The sequence below is a fragment of the Prochlorococcus marinus str. MIT 1214 genome (assembly GCF_027359355.1).
Taxonomy (GTDB): domain Bacteria; phylum Cyanobacteriota; class Cyanobacteriia; order PCC-6307; family Cyanobiaceae; genus Prochlorococcus_B; species Prochlorococcus_B marinus_F.
Map to the genome: position 1 here is coordinate 1,761,908 of NZ_CP114777.1, position 14,865 is coordinate 1,776,772.

Consider the following 14,865-nt stretch of genomic DNA (forward strand, 5'->3'; position numbering starts at 1 on the left):
ATTTTAATTTAATCATTGAATGATTCAGTCGATGGATGATTGATTGTTGTTAAGCTTTTCGTCGCAAAAATAAAAAAGAGCGTCTTCACCACCTCCTCTCCATCCTCCATAGCCTGAAAGCATTCTTGATGCTTCTCTCTCAGTCAATTTCCCTGAAAAAAGACTTTTGCATACCCGTTCGATTTTTGAGGGGAAGATAGAGAGAATACTTCCACCAATAGCAATAAAAACTATTAGAGAAAGCCAAGTTAAAAGACCTATTTTTAAATAAGGATTGATTCTAGGGATTCTAAATTTTCTTTTAATCATTTATAGATTTTTTTCTTCTAATCTATTTGTTTGAAACTCTAGCTTGTTCTTCCTCGCTATAAAATAAACGGCAACTCCGCAAATAATTTGAGTGGAGAATTTGATTGCTAGGGGCCGAGGATAGAAAGGAGCAAAAATCAGGAAATTAGAGCAAAATATAATCCAGATAATACTTGCAACCATTTGCCATGATCTTTGTCTGATTGCATAAACAATAGAAGCAATAAGAGGCGAAACACATGCAACTAATACCCCTATTAACCAAGGCTTAGAATTTTTTCTTCTCTCTTCAAATCGTCTTAGCTTTTGATCTTTATTGTTGCTAGGTTCGATAGAAAGAGAATAAGCAAAAAAGAAAAGAATAGATACTATTATTAAACCTGCTCCGATCCAACCAGCAGCACCAATGAATCTAAAGGTCCAAGGTGATGTTCCGTCATAATTAATATTAAAAAGATATCGAAGATTTAATTCTACCCATTGAGCAGAAATATACATGATTATAAGGCTAATTATTGAATAAAGAGTTCCTCCTTCTTTGAATAATTTCTTTATAAAGTTAGGAGATTCATCCTTATTTCCCTTAGGCCTCTCTATCTTCTTTTCAGTCTTAAGTGTTTCAAGCTCTGATAAAATCCGCTTTATGCCATACTCAAATAAAGGGTCAAATGCTTTGAAAAAGTCACATAAATTCTGAGCATCTTCCTCGGAAAAAATCTCACTCAGGCGTTTAATCTCTCTGAAAATCTTTTCTTTTTTTATACTATTTTTGTTGATAGAGGTGAAAAGATTTAAGCATCCATCACTTTCAATAACTGATCTTATGATACTAATATCCTTATCATCAGACCCTTGTAGGCTGGCTAATAATCCGATCCTTTGATCAGAATTTAGATCTGGTATCTTCTCCAAGCTTTCCTTGAATCGAAGCCCTAACTCTGTGATATTCATTTTCTTCTTTAAGCCTTGATTATATGGATCATAAAGCCGTTGCGAACATGATTTCAAATTGACCTGATTTTTGAGAGATAACTCTGAATTGCTTTATACGTCTTGGGCGAAACTCTTCACCCCCCATACCCCAGCTGATAGTGGCTGTAGCGCATCAACATTCTTAGATCTTTGTGGCCACTAGCTTCTGAGATCTGTAGCGCATTCATTCCTGCTGCCCACATATTGCTAATGGCGATATGGCGCAGGTCATGAAAACGCAAATGATTCAAGCCTGCTGCTTTTCTGGCTCGATTAAAGCCATGACGAGCTGCTCCAATAGTTAAGTCGATCACTCTTGGGTTGGTTTTGGGATAGTTCTTCAGGAGTGCAATTGATTGCGGTGATAGTGGCACGAATCTCTGACTGCTTTGTCTTCCTGTCGCTGCGCAATCTTTGCGGCTCAGATGGACCAATTTGTTTTTTAAATCCAGATCGCTCCATTTAATGGCCAGTAATTCTGAGCGACGCATTCCTGTGGCAAGTGCTAATTGCGTCAGTCTTTTGTGATTAGGGTTCTTCGATTGGCCTAATGCAGTTAGTAATTTCTTTTTCTGTGCTGGTGTGAAGTAAGGGAATCTGGCATCGCTGACTCCTCGTACTTTTAATTCCCTCGCTGGATTGGAGCTCAGTTGGCATCCCAGTTCATCTTTGGCCCAATCCAATAGAACTCTCAAGATTCTGAGCTCTCTCATGATTGTGTTGGGCTTGACCTTGATCAATCGTTCATCTCGCCAGAGAGCAAAATGTCTGATGGAAAGTTCTTCCAAAAGAACGCCACCCATCCAGCTGTTGGCCAATGCTTTTAATGGATATTGTTCGTTAGCCCCGCTGAGGTGATCTTGCAGTGGCCCTTGGATATACAGATCGATTGCTTCTCGTAAGATTTGAGGTGGTTTTAGATCAAGTTTTGCTGGCGTTTTAAGAGAACTTTCAACAGCATTTGCCCACAGTTTTGCAGCTGCTTTGGAGCTAAAAGTTTTGGATGTTTGGCCCTGATATTTCTTCTTTCTAATGAGTGCTTGCCAGCCACTTCCGCTTCTTCTAATCGTTGCCATTTTTTGGGTTGCATCAGGTCAGATGCATCAAGCAAAAATGGTCTAAAAACAACAAAAGTGGACCCGAAATCGGACGTCCACTTTCAAAGATTTGCGATCCTAGTGCCTCAGATCGCTTGCCCTGGTTCAGCTTCCGACGATGCCCTCGTCGGGACTTGAACCCGAGACCTCTCCCTTACCAAGGGAGTGCTCTACCGCTGAGCTACAAGGGCTTGTGGAAAAGATGGGCCGGGTTGGATTTGAACCAACGTAGGCGTAGCCAGCGGATTTACAGTCCGCCCCCATTAACCACTCGGGCACCGACCCGATCCACCTAATGAGATTAACAGTAAATGGTGCCATTTTTCTCGAATTTGTTGGTCCTTTGTGGCGGGAATCGATACGATCATGAAAGATGTTTGATTTGTAAGGAATATGGATCTTTTATTCATTAATGGTCCGAATTTGAATCTTGTGGGAAAAAGGGAACCATCAATATATGGCGCGCAAACTTTAGAAGATATTCAAGAAGAGCTATTGACTTTAGCTAGTGAACTTGATGCAAATCTCAAATTCTTTCAAAGTAATTCAGAAGGCGAGATGATTGATTGCATTCAAAACAGTGCTGGTTCTATTGACGGAATATTAATTAATGCAGGTGCTTATACACATACCTCTATTGCTCTTAGGGATGCTTTATTAGGAGTTGCTATTCCTTATGTAGAAGTACATTTAAGTAACATTTATTCTAGGGAAGAGTTTCGCCATAAATCATTTCTTTCAGATAAAGCATTGGGTTTGGTTTGTGGCTTTGGAGCACATAGTTATCAACTTGCTTTGCAAGGGATGGTTTCTTATTTAAAGAGAGTCTGAGGAGTTTATGAGTAATTCAAAAACTAAAATTTTTGAGCAATCAAAGATTTGCTGGCTAATAAATAAGACTAGTGAAGCTTGGATAGATCTTGCAATCTCTAATCCAATGGAAATACTTTTGGATCATGCCCATTGTGAAAGGAAGGCTGCTGGAGTTGCATTGCAACTTATGTTTCGCTATGTAAGTGAACCTGGTCTTTCAGAGGTTCTAAGCCCATTAGCAAGAGAGGAGCTTGAACATTTTGAGAGGGTTTTGTCTCTTTTAAATGCGCGTGGGAAAAAACTTCAAAAATTAGCCTCACCTCCCTATGGAGCAATTTTGGCAAAAAACATTTGCAAAGAAGAACCATTACGAATGTTGGATAGTTTTCTAGTTGCCGGGCTTATTGAGGCGAGGAGTCATGAAAGAATGAAATTATTGTCGATACATTCTCCTGATATGGCACTTCGTAAGTTGTATGGCGACTTGTTAAAAAGCGAGGCTAGGCATTTCGGAATTTATTGGCAATTGGCAGCTGAACGTTTTGATCGAGATCTTCTTACTTCTAGGCTAGAGGAATTAGCGAAGGTTGAGTCAGATGCTTTATTGGAAATGCATCATCTGCCAAGAATGCATAGTTAATTATCTCTTTTAAGTAGACAAAATTCACCTAATTAAATGAAAGTTTTGACTATTACTGGCGTTGGACCAGGTGATCCCTCTTTATTAACTTTGGCAGCAGTTGATGCTATTAAAGGATCAACAGTTGTTTCTTATCCAGTCTCTACAAGGGGAGGTGACAGCCTTGCTGAAAAAATTGCTTCAAAATGGATAACAAAAGATAAAAAAAAATTGCCTTTGCATTTTCCTATGGTTGACGATCAAAACACTTTAAAAAATGCATGGAGAGTTGCTGGAAATGAATTAATGAAGATGGTTGAGAAAGGTGAAAGAGTCGTTTTCCTTGCTCAAGGAGATATCTCACTTTTTTCGACTGGCTCGTATCTTTCAAAGGAGTTAGAAAAATATCGTTCAGAGTGCCTTGTTAAACTAATTCCAGGTGTTACATCTTTTTCTGCAGCTGCCGCGAAAAGTAAACTACCTCTTGCTTTTCAAGAGGAACAATTATTAATATCACCTGTTCCAGACTCATATGACGAGCTAAAGGTTATGTTGTCTGATGCTGCGTCTAAGAAAAGGGTAGTTGTTTTGCTCAAGCTTGGTAAAAAATGGGAATGGGTCAAACCTTTGCTTGAAGAACTTGATCTTATGAAAAAGTCAATATTTGCAGAAAGAATAGGATTTTCAGATCAAGAAATTCTTAGTGCATCTGATTTGTCCCCAGGTACTAGGCCATATTTTTCTTTACTTTTGATTCGACAAAGCTGGCCTTTGGTAATGCCCTAAGACTTTTTAGTTGAATTTAACAAGTTCAGATTCGAGTAGTTGTATCGCGTCTTTTGGAGTGCTTGCTCTAACTAATTTATGGCGAAGAGTAGACGCGCCTTCAAAACCTCTACAAGTCCAATTCATATGTTTCCTAGCAATCAAAAGCCCATGATTACCTTTTTTTGAAACAAGTAATTTTAGATGCTCTAAACATAAGCTGATTTTCATCTTTGCGTCAGGTGGTTTAAAAGTACTTTGCTTTTTGATTTCGTCATCAATTTGCCCAACCAACCAGGGAGCGCCCATACTTGCCCTTCCTATCATCACCCCATCGGCATTAGTAATCTTTAGGCATTCAATAGCATCTCGAGAGTTTTTAATATCACCATTAGCAATGACAGGTATATCTAATGACTTTTTGATTTTTGAAATAGCTTCCCAGTTTGCATACCCAGAGAATCCTTGCCTTCTCGTTCGCCCATGAACAGTTATGAGTTGTGCCCCAGCCTCCTGTAATCCCAACGCAAAAGATACTGGATCACTTGTGGATTCACACCACCCCAACCTTATTTTTACTGTTACTGGAATTGATATGGCTTTTGAAACCTTTTTGACGATTAATTGAGCAAGTTCTGGTTCTTTTAATAGAGCACTTCCGCCTCCTTTTTTGGCAATTTTTTTTACTGGACAACCCATATTTATATCTAAAAGAAATGCACCACATGATTCAGCTTTAATGGCTGCATCTATCATTGATTTTGGCCTATGGTCAAAAAGTTGAACACCAATTGGTCCACTCTCTTCTGAAAGCTCAATTACCTTCTCATCACCATGACCCAATTCAAGACTCTTTGCATTTACCATTTCGGTAAAAAGTAATGCTTTTGGAGCCCATCTACGAACAAATTTCCTGAATATTTGATCGCTGACGCCTGCAAGTGGGGACTGAAGAACTGGACACTCTAAAGATCTAGAAGTCCCATTGCCTGATAAAAAAATCGGTGATAACTCTTTCATATTTAAAGTAAGCTTGGATTTATATCAGTTTTTACAAAAAACAAAGTTTTATTTGTTTCGCTTGTTTCAGAAAATAAGCAAGAAATACGCAACGATGCATCTAATGAAATTGGTACTTGCAGAACAGCTAGCGAAACCAGAAGGATTGCTATTAAAGATGGCTTAATAGTTAATGAATACCTCTTTTTGGGGTCAATCTTGTTTGGGAAGTTTGATTTCTAACTTTCATTTTGGAATCAAACTCTTTCCTCGTACTAGTAGTATGAAGAATTAAACTTAATTATGACCTATAAAGGGTAAATAATCTTATGAAAGGTAGAGAAATTTGGCGCTACCAATAGTCGCAATAATTGGGCGCCCAAATGTTGGCAAATCTACACTGGTGAATCGCTTATGTCAGAGCAGAGAAGCTATTGTTCATGATGAGCCAGGGGTTACTAGAGATCGAACTTATCAAGATGGATTTTGGAGGGATAGAGATTTTAAAGTTGTAGATACTGGCGGATTGGTTTTTGATGACGATAGTGAGTTTCTTCCTGAAATAAGAGAGCAAGCTAATCTTGCGCTTGAAGAAGCAGTCGTTGCATTAGTAATTGTTGATGGTCAGGAGGGAGTTACGACAGCTGATGAATCGATAGCTGAATTTTTGAGGTCTCATTCTTGTAAAACACTTGTGGTGGTTAATAAATGTGAATCTCCCGAACTAGGGTTAGCAATGGCAGCTGAATTTTGGAAGCTTGGCCTTGGTGAGCCATATGCAATCTCTGCCATACATGGAGTAGGTACTGGCGATTTACTTGATCATGTGGTTACTTTGTTTCCTTCTAAAGATTTAGATGAAGTAAGTGACTCTCCTATTCAATTGGCAATTATTGGAAGGCCTAATGTGGGGAAGTCAAGTCTTCTTAATTCAATTTGTGGAGAGCCAAGAGCAATTGTTAGTTCTATTAGGGGTACGACTCGAGATACGATTGATACTCGAATAACTTATCAGGGCAATCAATGGAAATTAGTTGATACTGCGGGAATACGTAGACGTAGAAGTGTTAATTATGGGCCAGAGTTCTTTGGGATTAATCGTAGTTTTAAGGCAATAGAAAGAAGTGATGTCTGTGTGTTGGTTTTAGATGCTTTGGATGGTGTTACAGAACAAGATCAAAGGCTTGCAGGTAGAATTGAGCAGGAAGGAAGAGCTTGTTTAATTGTCGTTAATAAATGGGATGCTGTCGAAAAAGATAGTCACACAATGGTTGCAATGGAAAAAGATATTCGTTCAAAACTATATTTTCTCGATTGGGCAGAGATGATTTTCACATCTGCGGTCACGGGACAAAGAGTAGAAGGGATTTTTGCTTTAGCTACTTTGGCAGTTGATCAGAATAGAAGAAGGGTTAGTACCTCTGTTGTTAATGAGGTGCTAACTGAGGCATTGAGATGGAGAAGCCCTCCTACGACGAGAGGTGGAAAACAGGGGCGGCTTTATTACGGGACCCAAGTAGCTATTAATCCTCCAAGCTTTACTCTTTTTGTGAATGAACCTAAATTGTTTGGGGATACTTATCGAAGATATATTGAGAGACAAATCCGAGAGGGCTTAGGCTTTGAAGGGACTCCAATAAAATTGTTTTGGAGAGGGAAGCAGCAACGCGATGTTGAAAAAGACTTGGCACGCCAACAGAAGGGGGGCCGAAATTAGTAATTAATTTATGGATTGGCTAAAAAAGATTCCAATTGGTCAATACGTCTCTGGTAAATCAAGCTGGCTACGTGGTATCGATCCTCGAGTTAAACTCTCCTGGATTCTGTTGTTTTTGTTGACTCCCATTTTAGCTAACTCAATCTGGAGAATTTCAACAGCTTTTGTTCTTTTATTAATTACATTTCTTAGTTTTCTACCTCCACGTATTTGGTGGCGATCTCTAGTTTTTTTGTTAATTTTCTCTTTGATGATTGGACTTTTATCGATTGTTTTACCTGCGAGTGAAACATCAAGCGAATTGACTATAAGAGCACCTAATGAAATACCAGGAGCAATTGTTTTGACTCGATCATGGGAAATCTGCAGGTTGGGGCCATTTAACTTCGGGGGTATTTCATTAGGACCATTAATCGTCGATCGTCGCTCTGCAGAATTAGGTATTAAAACTTCAACCCTGATTTTTACTGTTATACACAGTGTGAATTTGATGTTAATTACAACCCCTCCTGAAGACCTTGTGTGGGCAATTAGTTGGTTTTTTGCTCCTCTAACTTTTTTAGGATTTCCTTTGGAAAAATTCTCATTTCAACTGCTTTTGGCTTTACGATTTTTACCTTTAGTTCAAGAGGAACTCCAAAATCTTTTTCGTTCAATTGGTGTTAGGGCAATAAAATATAGGAAATTGGGACTGAAAAGTGCTTTGAATTTGTTTATTTCTCTAGGAGAAAGACTTTTGTTAAACATTTTGCTGAGGGCAGAACAAGGGGCTGATTCTTTAATGTCAAGAGAGGGGCTTTGGCTATCGTCGAAAGAACTACGACCTTGCTTTATTGTTGATTCTAGATATTTATGGATTAACTTAAGTTCGATTTTTTTGCTTTTGATGGCGATCCTGTTGCGTTGTATGTATGGTACATCTTAAGTGAAAAAATTAAGATTTGAACGCTGAACGTTATCTAAATCATCCAACTTTTGGAATGCTATATCTAGTTTCACCAGCTACTAATGGTAGAGATGTATATGCAACTTTATATGCACAGAAAATGTTTTTTTTAGTTACTTTGCAACCAAGGGGGGCAGCTTTTGAAGTTATTCCATATATGGATGCTAGACATTATTCGGAGATGCATTTGTCAAAATGTAAGAGAGAAAGATCCTCTGATATAGAGCTTTGGCATGAATTGTTTAATCAAACTTTCATGTAACTTTATTTAAATAGATTTTGATTGGCTCTAACGAATTTAAAACAATAAAAGATTCTTTACCTATAGGAGTTAGTTTACTTGCTGTAAGCAAGGGCCATCATCAAGAATCCATACGTAAACTTTCTGGCTATGGTCAATTGGATTTTGGGGAAAGTCGTATACAAGAGGCAATTTCTAAAAAATACGAATTGAATGATTTAAAAGAACTCCGATGGCATTTTGTCGGTACATTGCAGAAAAATAAAGTTAGAAAAGTGATTAAAGAATTTGACTTTATTCATTCTGTTGATTCTTTATCTTTGATGGAAAGAATTTCTAGAATTTCACAAGAAGAACAAAAAATTCCGAATATATTTTTACAAGTAAAGTTTAGAGATGATCCAACAAAGGGTGGATTTTTTAAACAAGATCTTTTGAAAAGTTGGCCCAAGATTCTTTCTTTGAACAATATTAATTTGATTGGACTAATGACAATCCCACCAATAGCGCTTAATTCATATCAAAGAAAAGATTTATTTTGTGAATGTAGAAAATTTGCAAATCATCTGGGATTAAAGCATTGCTCAATGGGCATGAGCAACGACTGGCAAGAAGCTGTTGAGGGTGGTGCCACTTGGATTCGTTTAGGATCTCTATTGTTTGGCAAACGTCAGCTTTAGAGAAATTGTTGAAGATATGAAAAAACTAATAAAAAAGCTTGCCCCTTAAGATAAGGAACGTTATTTAAGTATATGGTTCATTTTCATGTTGTTGAAGATGTATCGATTGTTGGCTTATCCAACTTTTTAACAAATTATCCCGAGAGGATTAACTGGTGTCGCTAATTTCCCGTCTTCGTGCTGTCGTCGCTGGTGATGACTTTTTAGATAGTGATTTTGATGAGCTCGACGATTACGAAAGAAGTGAAGACTTTGAGAATTTCAATAGAGGCAACAAAGGAGGAAGTGGAGAGATGGCAACCATCTCTCAGGCCAATCCTTTTGATGGGAAGAGTAGTTTCACTTCTTCAAATGTTATTGGTATGCCTGGGATTTCAACAAATGATTCTGAAGTTAGTTTGATGGAGCCTCGTAGCTTTGATGAGATGCCGAGAGTGATCCAAGCTTTGCGAGAGCGTAAAACAGTTATTTTAAATCTCACAATGATGGAGCCTGATCAGGCTCAAAGAGCAGTTGATTTTGTCGCAGGCGGAACGTTTGCTATTGATGGACATCAAGAAAGAGTTGGAGAAAGTATTTTCCTTTTTGCACCTTCTTGCGTGACAGTAACTAACTCATTTCAAGAGGAAGCCTCCCCTTCAAGTATGAGTAATAAAGGTAATGATTTGATTTCCAAGGAAGGCTCTCCCGCGCCAGAGCCTGCTTGGGGTGAGACAGTAGCTACAGCTCTTTGAATCATTAAATAGATTGGAGATTTCTATTGGGATAATTGGCCTTGGCAGTATGGCTAAAGCCATTGTTTCACCTCTTTTGGAAAGAGGTGAATACCATCCTCAAAATGTTTTAGGAATTGTTGGTAGTAGCTCAAGTATTGCACCTGCATTAAATGATCTTCCAAAGAAAGTAAAAGTCGTATCTAGTGAAGATTCTTTGTCTGGAGAAGTATGGAAGGCGCCTGTAAAACTATTGGCTGTAAAGCCTCAACAATTTAGCAAAATCAGAGAATCTGTCTCATCAGTCAAATCGAAAGATCAATTATCTAAACCATTATTAATTTCAGTCTTGGCTGGAATAACATTGAAAAGCCTTAAGAAGGCTTTCCCTGGACACACATGTGTAAGAGCAGTGCCAAACACTCCTTCTCTCGTCGGGCAGGGGCTTACTGGTTTAGCTTGGGAAGATGATATTTCACTGGATCAAAAGGAAGTTGTTAGAAAGATTTTCGAACCAATTAGTGAAATTTTTGAGTTGCAGGAACAACAGCTTGATTCTTTTTTGGCTTTAACTTCTTCAGGGCCAGCATATATATCTTTAGTGGTTGAAGCAATGGCTGATGGTGCTGTGGCTGCAGGATTGCCACGACACTTATCCAATCAATTAGCTCACAAAACCCTCTCAGGTACTGCATCATTACTTAGAGAAAAGAGTTTGCATCCTGCTGAACTTAAAGATATGGTTGCTTCTCCTGCAGGTACTACAATCAGTGCTCTTCGACACCTTGAACTTGCGGGCTTGAGATCCGCCTTAATTGAAGCAGTTGTTTTGGCCGCTCAGAAGAGTCGTCAATTGGCTGAAGAGGTTTCGAGTTAGATGATCTAAGAACGTTTGCATATAGAGTTTCAAGTGAGTCAATATTTTGTTGAAGCGTATATTTTTCTTCTACTCTCAAGCGAGCACGTCTACCTAATTCGTGTGTAAGTACTGGTTGATCGCGCAGTACAGGTAAAAGGGTCCTTAATTGAGAAGTAACCCCCTCAGTATTAAGTATGACTCCTGCTCCATTCTCAAGCACTTCTCCATCTGCACCAGCATCTGTCGCGACGCATGCTGTTCCAGTTGCCATAGCTTCGAGCAAGGCTATAGATAATCCCTCTACAAGACTTGGAAGTAAAAAAACCTCAGCGATTTGAAGAAGAGCGACTCTTTTATTTTGATCGGCTTCGTATCCCCACCAAACCACATTATCTTCTTTGTTGAAGATTGAATGATTTTCAAGTGTTGGTCTTAGTGGTCCATCTCCTACTATTACTAGTCGACATCCTTTTGGCTGGACAAACCTCCATGCACGTAGTAATGCTTCAACATTTTTTTCAGAAGCTATTCTACCCATATAGATAAATATTCTCTCAGAACCGAGCCTTTCTCTTATTTCAAGTTGAAGTTTATTTTGTGAATTACTTGGTTTAATGGGGTTCCATTTTTTTATGTCAATCCCATTAGGGATTACTTCGAGTCTGCTCTCTTTTACTCCTAGTTTTGCGAGAACTTCTGCTTGCAAGTCTGAAAAAACAATTACTTTGTCATACTTAGCTAATGATGGTGCATAAAGTTGATAGGTAAGTTGCTGGGTATTGGCAGTAAGATTTCTGAGTTTTGAATCGAAAGCAGGGTGAAAAGTTGCGATTAAGGGTAAATTAAGTTGATGACAAAGCTCAGGTAGTCGAAAATCTAATGGAGAAAGAGTCAGACTTGCGTGGACTAAATCTGGTTTAAGTCTTGAGAGAGATTCTCTCAGCTCTCTTTGAGCATTTAAAGAAGGGATTGTGTAAACCTGTGATTTAATTAAATAAGGAAGACTTACATCAGGATCATTTGCCAGTAGGGAAGTTTTATTATTTCCATCTCTCGTTGGGTTATCAAAGTGAATAAAACTTGTTTGATATCCTCTTTCCTTAAGCTCTTCAGTCGTGCTAAGCCCGTAACAAACGTTCCCGCAAAAAGGTGTTTTTTTGCCTAGCCAGGCGATATGGGTCAAACTCTAAAAAAATCGGTATTTCAAACTAGCAGCTACCCTATATTTCTTTTCAAACTATTGTAATAGTTAAATAATTTATAAATAAAAACTTTTAACTAATAATTTCTCTCAAATATATTTTCCTACTTAGTATTTAGATCATTACTAATTATAACCTCTCTCATCATTTGAAGAGATGTAATTCTTCGTTGTAAATGAGTCTCAATCCAGGTTTCAACAATTTTCAGTAGTTTTAACCAGACTTTTTTAGGACCCAATAATTTTCCGTTACTGTGGAAAGGTACTTTTTCTAGTAAGAGTTTTTGAAGTAAAGCAAGCTCAGATGGATTTAGCTCAGTTCTTGCATTAGGTATTGTTCCAATTGCAAAACCTTCTTCAGGAATAAAGCTACACTTCCAGCTCCATTTCCCAAGAGGGGGTATCAGCTTGGAGCCAGAATGACAACAGTTTTGAAGTGGTAAGCAATATCCGCCTAGAGCTAATAAATGAATGCATGATTGAACACTTATTGCTAAGGCTTCTAATGAATTAAAATCTTTTTTATGTAATTCATTTAGTCTATTTAAATGGATTAAAACTAGTTTAAGTAAATCTTTTTGCGGGTCTTCACTCCCAACCATAATCATAACTAGCTCGGAAATGGCTTGTGCTGCTGAAAGTGTTTCGATGTTTTTTCCAAGGTTCCCATAACTCTTAATAATCTTTATTTGTGTTACTCGTCTAAGATTTTTTTTGCCGATTATGTGTAAATCTAAAAAATTAAAAGGTGACGTTGCCCCCAGTCTACTTTTGGGTTTTCTTGCTCCTGGTATAGCAAGACGAGATATTCCATTTTCTTCACTAAGTATGGTTAAAAGCCTGTCATTCTCACCAAGAGGACCAACTTTTAAAGACAGTCCTTTCATTCTTTGATTCAAACTCATTCTTCCTTTTTCTTCTGTTCTTCGGCAATTTCAAAACCAAAACTTGTACCAATATATGTTGATCCTGCTTCAATGATTTCTATTGCTTGATCAAAAGTTTTAATACCTCCAACAGTTTTAATTGAGCAGCGATTTTTAACAATTTTAGAGATATGATTAGTTTGATTCTTGGTGATAGATGGACCAAACCCATTACCTATTTGAATCCCAATTGCCCCCGCATCAATTAAAGCATCTATTGCTATGGAAAGTTTTGATGAATTTAAGAGTGTATTTGCATCAATGATTACTCTTACTGGAATACCAAGCTCACTTATTTGATTGATTTCCTCAGCAAAAAGTTCGACATTTCCTTCTTTTAATGCAAAATAATTTGGGACAAGATCTAACTCTTCTGCTCCTTTCTCGATAGCATACTCGGCTTCTTTTAGTTTGTTGAAAGTTGGGATAAACCCAAAAGGGAAGGCAATTACTGAGATTAATTTTGTAGTACTTTTGATCCCTAACCTTTCACGTGTAAATGGTAAATGGGAAAGGCTGGTGCATAAACCTGCAAAGCCATTTTGCTTGGATGCATCACAAATTTGAACAAGCATTTCTTTATCGATATGAGGATTTAAGACTGCTTGATAAATCACATTAGAAATATTGGCATGAGCTTCTTCCAACCTGTGTTTACTCATTTGACTTATGTAGTATTTATATTTTTTCTTGGATTACGCCATATCCTCCGTGATTTCTCTTGTATATGACTCGCAAAGCTGATCCTTTTTCCTCTCTAAATAAATAGAAGTCATGATCAATTAGGTCTAATTGTACTCTTGCTTGCTCAATGCTCATAGGATCCATATCAAAATATTTGCGTCTTACTCCTGGGCTAGGTAGATGTGGTTCTTTACCTTCAATTAGTGAATGATCTGAGGAAGAAAAATTTTGAGTTTCTTCGTTTTGGACTGATTTCGTCGACTGATTATTATGAACATTGTGACTGCTATGTCGCTCTTTGTACTTACGTAATTGTCGTGCAAGTTTATTTGCTACCAGGTCGATGCTTGCATAAAGATTTTCACTTCTTTCTTGGGCTCTTATCACTGTTCCGTTTGCAAAAACAGTCACCTCTGCTGTCTGTTGCGGCACGCGAGGATTTCGAGCGACTGAGAGGTGGACATCAGCTTCTTGAACCATTTCTTGAAAATTGTGAGTTGCTTTATCAATTTTTGTTTTGGTGTAATCACGAAGTGATGGAGTTAATTCAAGATTGCGTCCATGAATAAGAAGCTTCATTCTGTTTCGCCTGAATCAGGGCCTAATAGCAACTTAGATCTAACCCCTCAATTTGCACAATTTTCTTCCGCTTTTCTTTTTGAACCTAAAAATATTGTGCCATTTGAGACTGCCTTAGGTTGGCAGAAGAATTTTCAGAAAAGTCTTATTGAGGAACCGTTTTCACCACAAGCAGTATGGTTGCTTGAACATTTTTCTTGCTTCACTATTGGTCGGGGTAGCGACAAAAAACATTTGTTATTCGAAGAAAATAAATCTCCTTTCCCTGTTTTTAGTATTGAGAGAGGAGGTGAAGTCACGCATCACATGCCTGGTCAGATCGTTGGATACCTGGTTTTAAATTTGAGTCTTCATAAAAAAGATCTATCTTGGTATTTGAGAGAATTGGAACAAGTGCTGATTGACGTTCTTGACTTGTTGGGAATAGAGGGGAAGAGGGTAGATGGCTTAACAGGTGTTTGGTGTGAAGATAAAAAGGTTGGTTCAATAGGAATTGGTTGCAAAAGATGGGTGACTCAACATGGATTTTCCCTAAATGTAGATTGCGATCTTATTGGCTTTGAGAAGATAATTCCTTGTGGACTGGATAAAGTGAAATTAGGTAAATTGAGTGATTGGATACCTGGCATCAAAGTCTGTGACGTTAAGCCTCTTTTAAGGGAATCTGTGAAAAGACGTTTTAAATTGCACTGGGAAAACATATAAATTGACCTTTCAGCATTACTAAAAAAATAAAAAATTATTT

The 14,865-nt window shown here is 37.9% G+C and carries 18 protein-coding genes and 2 tRNA genes; 10 read left to right on the top strand and 10 right to left on the bottom strand.

The genetic code is table 11. The features are described 5' to 3' along the window. Positions 1-24 precede the first annotated feature (24 nt). The 5 genes from O5639_RS09675 to O5639_RS09695 form a co-directional block, all read right to left on the bottom strand. Positions 25-309 carry a hypothetical protein gene (locus O5639_RS09675; protein ID WP_269624304.1) on the bottom strand — a complete coding sequence of 95 codons (285 nt, stop codon included), beginning with the start codon at positions 307-309 and terminating at the stop codon, positions 25-27. Further along, positions 310-1,260, bottom strand: a complete 951-nt coding sequence (locus O5639_RS09680) for a hypothetical protein (RefSeq protein ID WP_269624305.1) — start codon at positions 1,258-1,260, stop codon at positions 310-312. Between the two features lie 116 nt (positions 1,261-1,376). Continuing rightward, a complete protein-coding gene (locus O5639_RS09685) occupies positions 1,377-2,357 on the bottom strand; it encodes a tyrosine-type recombinase/integrase (protein ID WP_269624306.1) in 981 nt (326 codons plus the stop codon). A gap of 140 nt (positions 2,358-2,497) precedes the next feature. After that, positions 2,498-2,569: transfer RNA gene (locus O5639_RS09690), tRNA-Thr, on the bottom strand. 12 nt (positions 2,570-2,581) lie between these two features. Further along, positions 2,582-2,663, bottom strand: a tRNA-Tyr gene (locus O5639_RS09695). 108 nt (positions 2,664-2,771) lie between these two features. Here O5639_RS09695 and aroQ point away from each other — a divergent pair. The 3 genes from aroQ to cobI are packed head-to-tail and all read left to right on the top strand — an operon-like array spanning position 2,772 to position 4,596. Then, positions 2,772-3,209 (top strand): type II 3-dehydroquinate dehydratase, encoded by a 438-nt coding sequence (aroQ, locus tag O5639_RS09700; RefSeq protein ID WP_269624307.1) that lies wholly within the window; start codon positions 2,772-2,774, stop codon positions 3,207-3,209. A 7-nt stretch (positions 3,210-3,216) separates the two neighbouring features. Then, positions 3,217-3,831: a tRNA-(ms[2]io[6]A)-hydroxylase gene (locus O5639_RS09705; RefSeq protein ID WP_269624308.1), complete on the top strand. Its 615-nt coding sequence runs from the start codon at positions 3,217-3,219 to the stop codon at positions 3,829-3,831. Positions 3,832-3,867: 36 nt separating this feature from the next. Further along, positions 3,868-4,596: a precorrin-2 C(20)-methyltransferase gene (cobI, locus tag O5639_RS09710; RefSeq protein WP_269624309.1), complete on the top strand. Its 729-nt coding sequence runs from the start codon at positions 3,868-3,870 to the stop codon at positions 4,594-4,596. A 6-nt stretch (positions 4,597-4,602) separates the two neighbouring features. Here the strand turns inward: cobI and dusB are convergent, their stop codons facing one another. Beyond that, a complete protein-coding gene (dusB, locus tag O5639_RS09715; RefSeq protein WP_269624310.1) occupies positions 4,603-5,595 on the bottom strand; it encodes a tRNA dihydrouridine synthase DusB in 993 nt (330 codons plus the stop codon). A gap of 325 nt (positions 5,596-5,920) precedes the next feature. On the opposite strand from dusB, the gene der reads away from it, so the two are divergent. The 6 genes from der to proC all read left to right on the top strand — a co-directional run bounded on the left by der (position 5,921) and on the right by proC (position 10,748). After that, on the top strand, positions 5,921-7,291 hold the full coding sequence (der, locus tag O5639_RS09720; RefSeq protein WP_269624311.1) for a ribosome biogenesis GTPase Der: 1,371 nt from the start codon (positions 5,921-5,923) through the stop codon (positions 7,289-7,291). Positions 7,292-7,301: 10 nt separating this feature from the next. After that, a complete protein-coding gene (locus O5639_RS09725; RefSeq protein ID WP_269624312.1) occupies positions 7,302-8,216 on the top strand; it encodes an energy-coupling factor transporter transmembrane component T family protein in 915 nt (304 codons plus the stop codon). A 16-nt stretch (positions 8,217-8,232) separates the two neighbouring features. Continuing rightward, on the top strand, positions 8,233-8,499 hold the full coding sequence (locus tag O5639_RS09730; protein ID WP_269624313.1) for a PipX family protein: 267 nt from the start codon (positions 8,233-8,235) through the stop codon (positions 8,497-8,499). Positions 8,500-8,519: 20 nt separating this feature from the next. Next, a complete protein-coding gene (locus tag O5639_RS09735; protein WP_420063676.1) occupies positions 8,520-9,158 on the top strand; it encodes a YggS family pyridoxal phosphate-dependent enzyme in 639 nt (212 codons plus the stop codon). Between the two features lie 155 nt (positions 9,159-9,313). Next, on the top strand, positions 9,314-9,892 hold the full coding sequence (locus O5639_RS09740) for a cell division protein SepF (RefSeq protein WP_269624314.1): 579 nt from the start codon (positions 9,314-9,316) through the stop codon (positions 9,890-9,892). Between the two features lie 13 nt (positions 9,893-9,905). Then, a complete protein-coding gene (gene proC / locus O5639_RS09745; RefSeq protein WP_269624315.1) occupies positions 9,906-10,748 on the top strand; it encodes a pyrroline-5-carboxylate reductase in 843 nt (280 codons plus the stop codon). Here proC and O5639_RS09750 read toward each other — a convergent pair. The 4 genes from O5639_RS09750 to hpf form a co-directional block, all read right to left on the bottom strand. Continuing rightward, on the bottom strand, positions 10,639-11,913 hold the full coding sequence (locus O5639_RS09750) for a glycosyltransferase family 4 protein (RefSeq protein WP_269624316.1): 1,275 nt from the start codon (positions 11,911-11,913) through the stop codon (positions 10,639-10,641). The genes proC and O5639_RS09750 overlap by 110 nt on opposite strands. Before the next feature lie 122 nt (positions 11,914-12,035). Further along, positions 12,036-12,836, bottom strand: coding sequence for a DNA repair protein RecO (gene recO, locus O5639_RS09755; protein WP_269624317.1), 801 nt, complete (start codon positions 12,834-12,836; stop codon positions 12,036-12,038). Further along, entirely contained in the window at positions 12,833-13,519 is a 687-nt protein-coding gene (locus O5639_RS09760) for a 2-deoxyribose-5-phosphate aldolase (protein ID WP_269624318.1), read from the bottom strand. Before O5639_RS09760 ends, recO begins: the two co-directional genes overlap by 4 nt. A gap of 16 nt (positions 13,520-13,535) precedes the next feature. Continuing rightward, entirely contained in the window at positions 13,536-14,120 is a 585-nt protein-coding gene (gene hpf / locus O5639_RS09765) for a ribosome hibernation-promoting factor, HPF/YfiA family (protein ID WP_269624319.1), read from the bottom strand. On the opposite strand from hpf, the gene lipB reads away from it, so the two are divergent. After that, positions 14,103-14,825, top strand: coding sequence for a lipoyl(octanoyl) transferase LipB (lipB, locus tag O5639_RS09770; protein ID WP_269624320.1), 723 nt, complete (start codon positions 14,103-14,105; stop codon positions 14,823-14,825). The two genes, hpf and lipB, sit on opposite strands and share 18 nt — an antisense overlap. Positions 14,826-14,865 lie beyond the last annotated feature (40 nt).

Bases quoted from the DNA above. Each gene is read 5' to 3' on its own strand.
- O5639_RS09675 (WP_269624304.1), bottom strand. From the start codon at position 309: ATGATTAAAAGAAAATTTAGAATCCCTAGAATCAATCCTTATTTAAAA.
- O5639_RS09680 (WP_269624305.1), bottom strand. From the start codon at position 1,260: ATGAATATCACAGAGTTAGGGCTTCGATTCAAGGAAAGCTTGGAGAAG.
- O5639_RS09685 (WP_269624306.1), bottom strand. From the start codon at position 2,357: ATGGCAACGATTAGAAGAAGCGGAAGTGGCTGGCAAGCACTCATTAGA.
- aroQ (WP_269624307.1), top strand. From the start codon at position 2,772: ATGGATCTTTTATTCATTAATGGTCCGAATTTGAATCTTGTGGGAAAA.
- O5639_RS09705 (WP_269624308.1), top strand. From the start codon at position 3,217: ATGAGTAATTCAAAAACTAAAATTTTTGAGCAATCAAAGATTTGCTGG.
- cobI (WP_269624309.1), top strand. From the start codon at position 3,868: ATGAAAGTTTTGACTATTACTGGCGTTGGACCAGGTGATCCCTCTTTA.
- dusB (WP_269624310.1), bottom strand. From the start codon at position 5,595: ATGAAAGAGTTATCACCGATTTTTTTATCAGGCAATGGGACTTCTAGA.
- O5639_RS09725 (WP_269624312.1), top strand. From the start codon at position 7,302: ATGGATTGGCTAAAAAAGATTCCAATTGGTCAATACGTCTCTGGTAAA.
- recO (WP_269624317.1), bottom strand. From the start codon at position 12,836: ATGAGTTTGAATCAAAGAATGAAAGGACTGTCTTTAAAAGTTGGTCCT.
- O5639_RS09760 (WP_269624318.1), bottom strand. From the start codon at position 13,519: ATGAGTAAACACAGGTTGGAAGAAGCTCATGCCAATATTTCTAATGTG.
- lipB (WP_269624320.1), top strand. From the start codon at position 14,103: ATGAATAAGAAGCTTCATTCTGTTTCGCCTGAATCAGGGCCTAATAGC.
- hpf (WP_269624319.1), bottom strand. From the start codon at position 14,120: ATGAAGCTTCTTATTCATGGACGCAATCTTGAATTAACTCCATCACTT.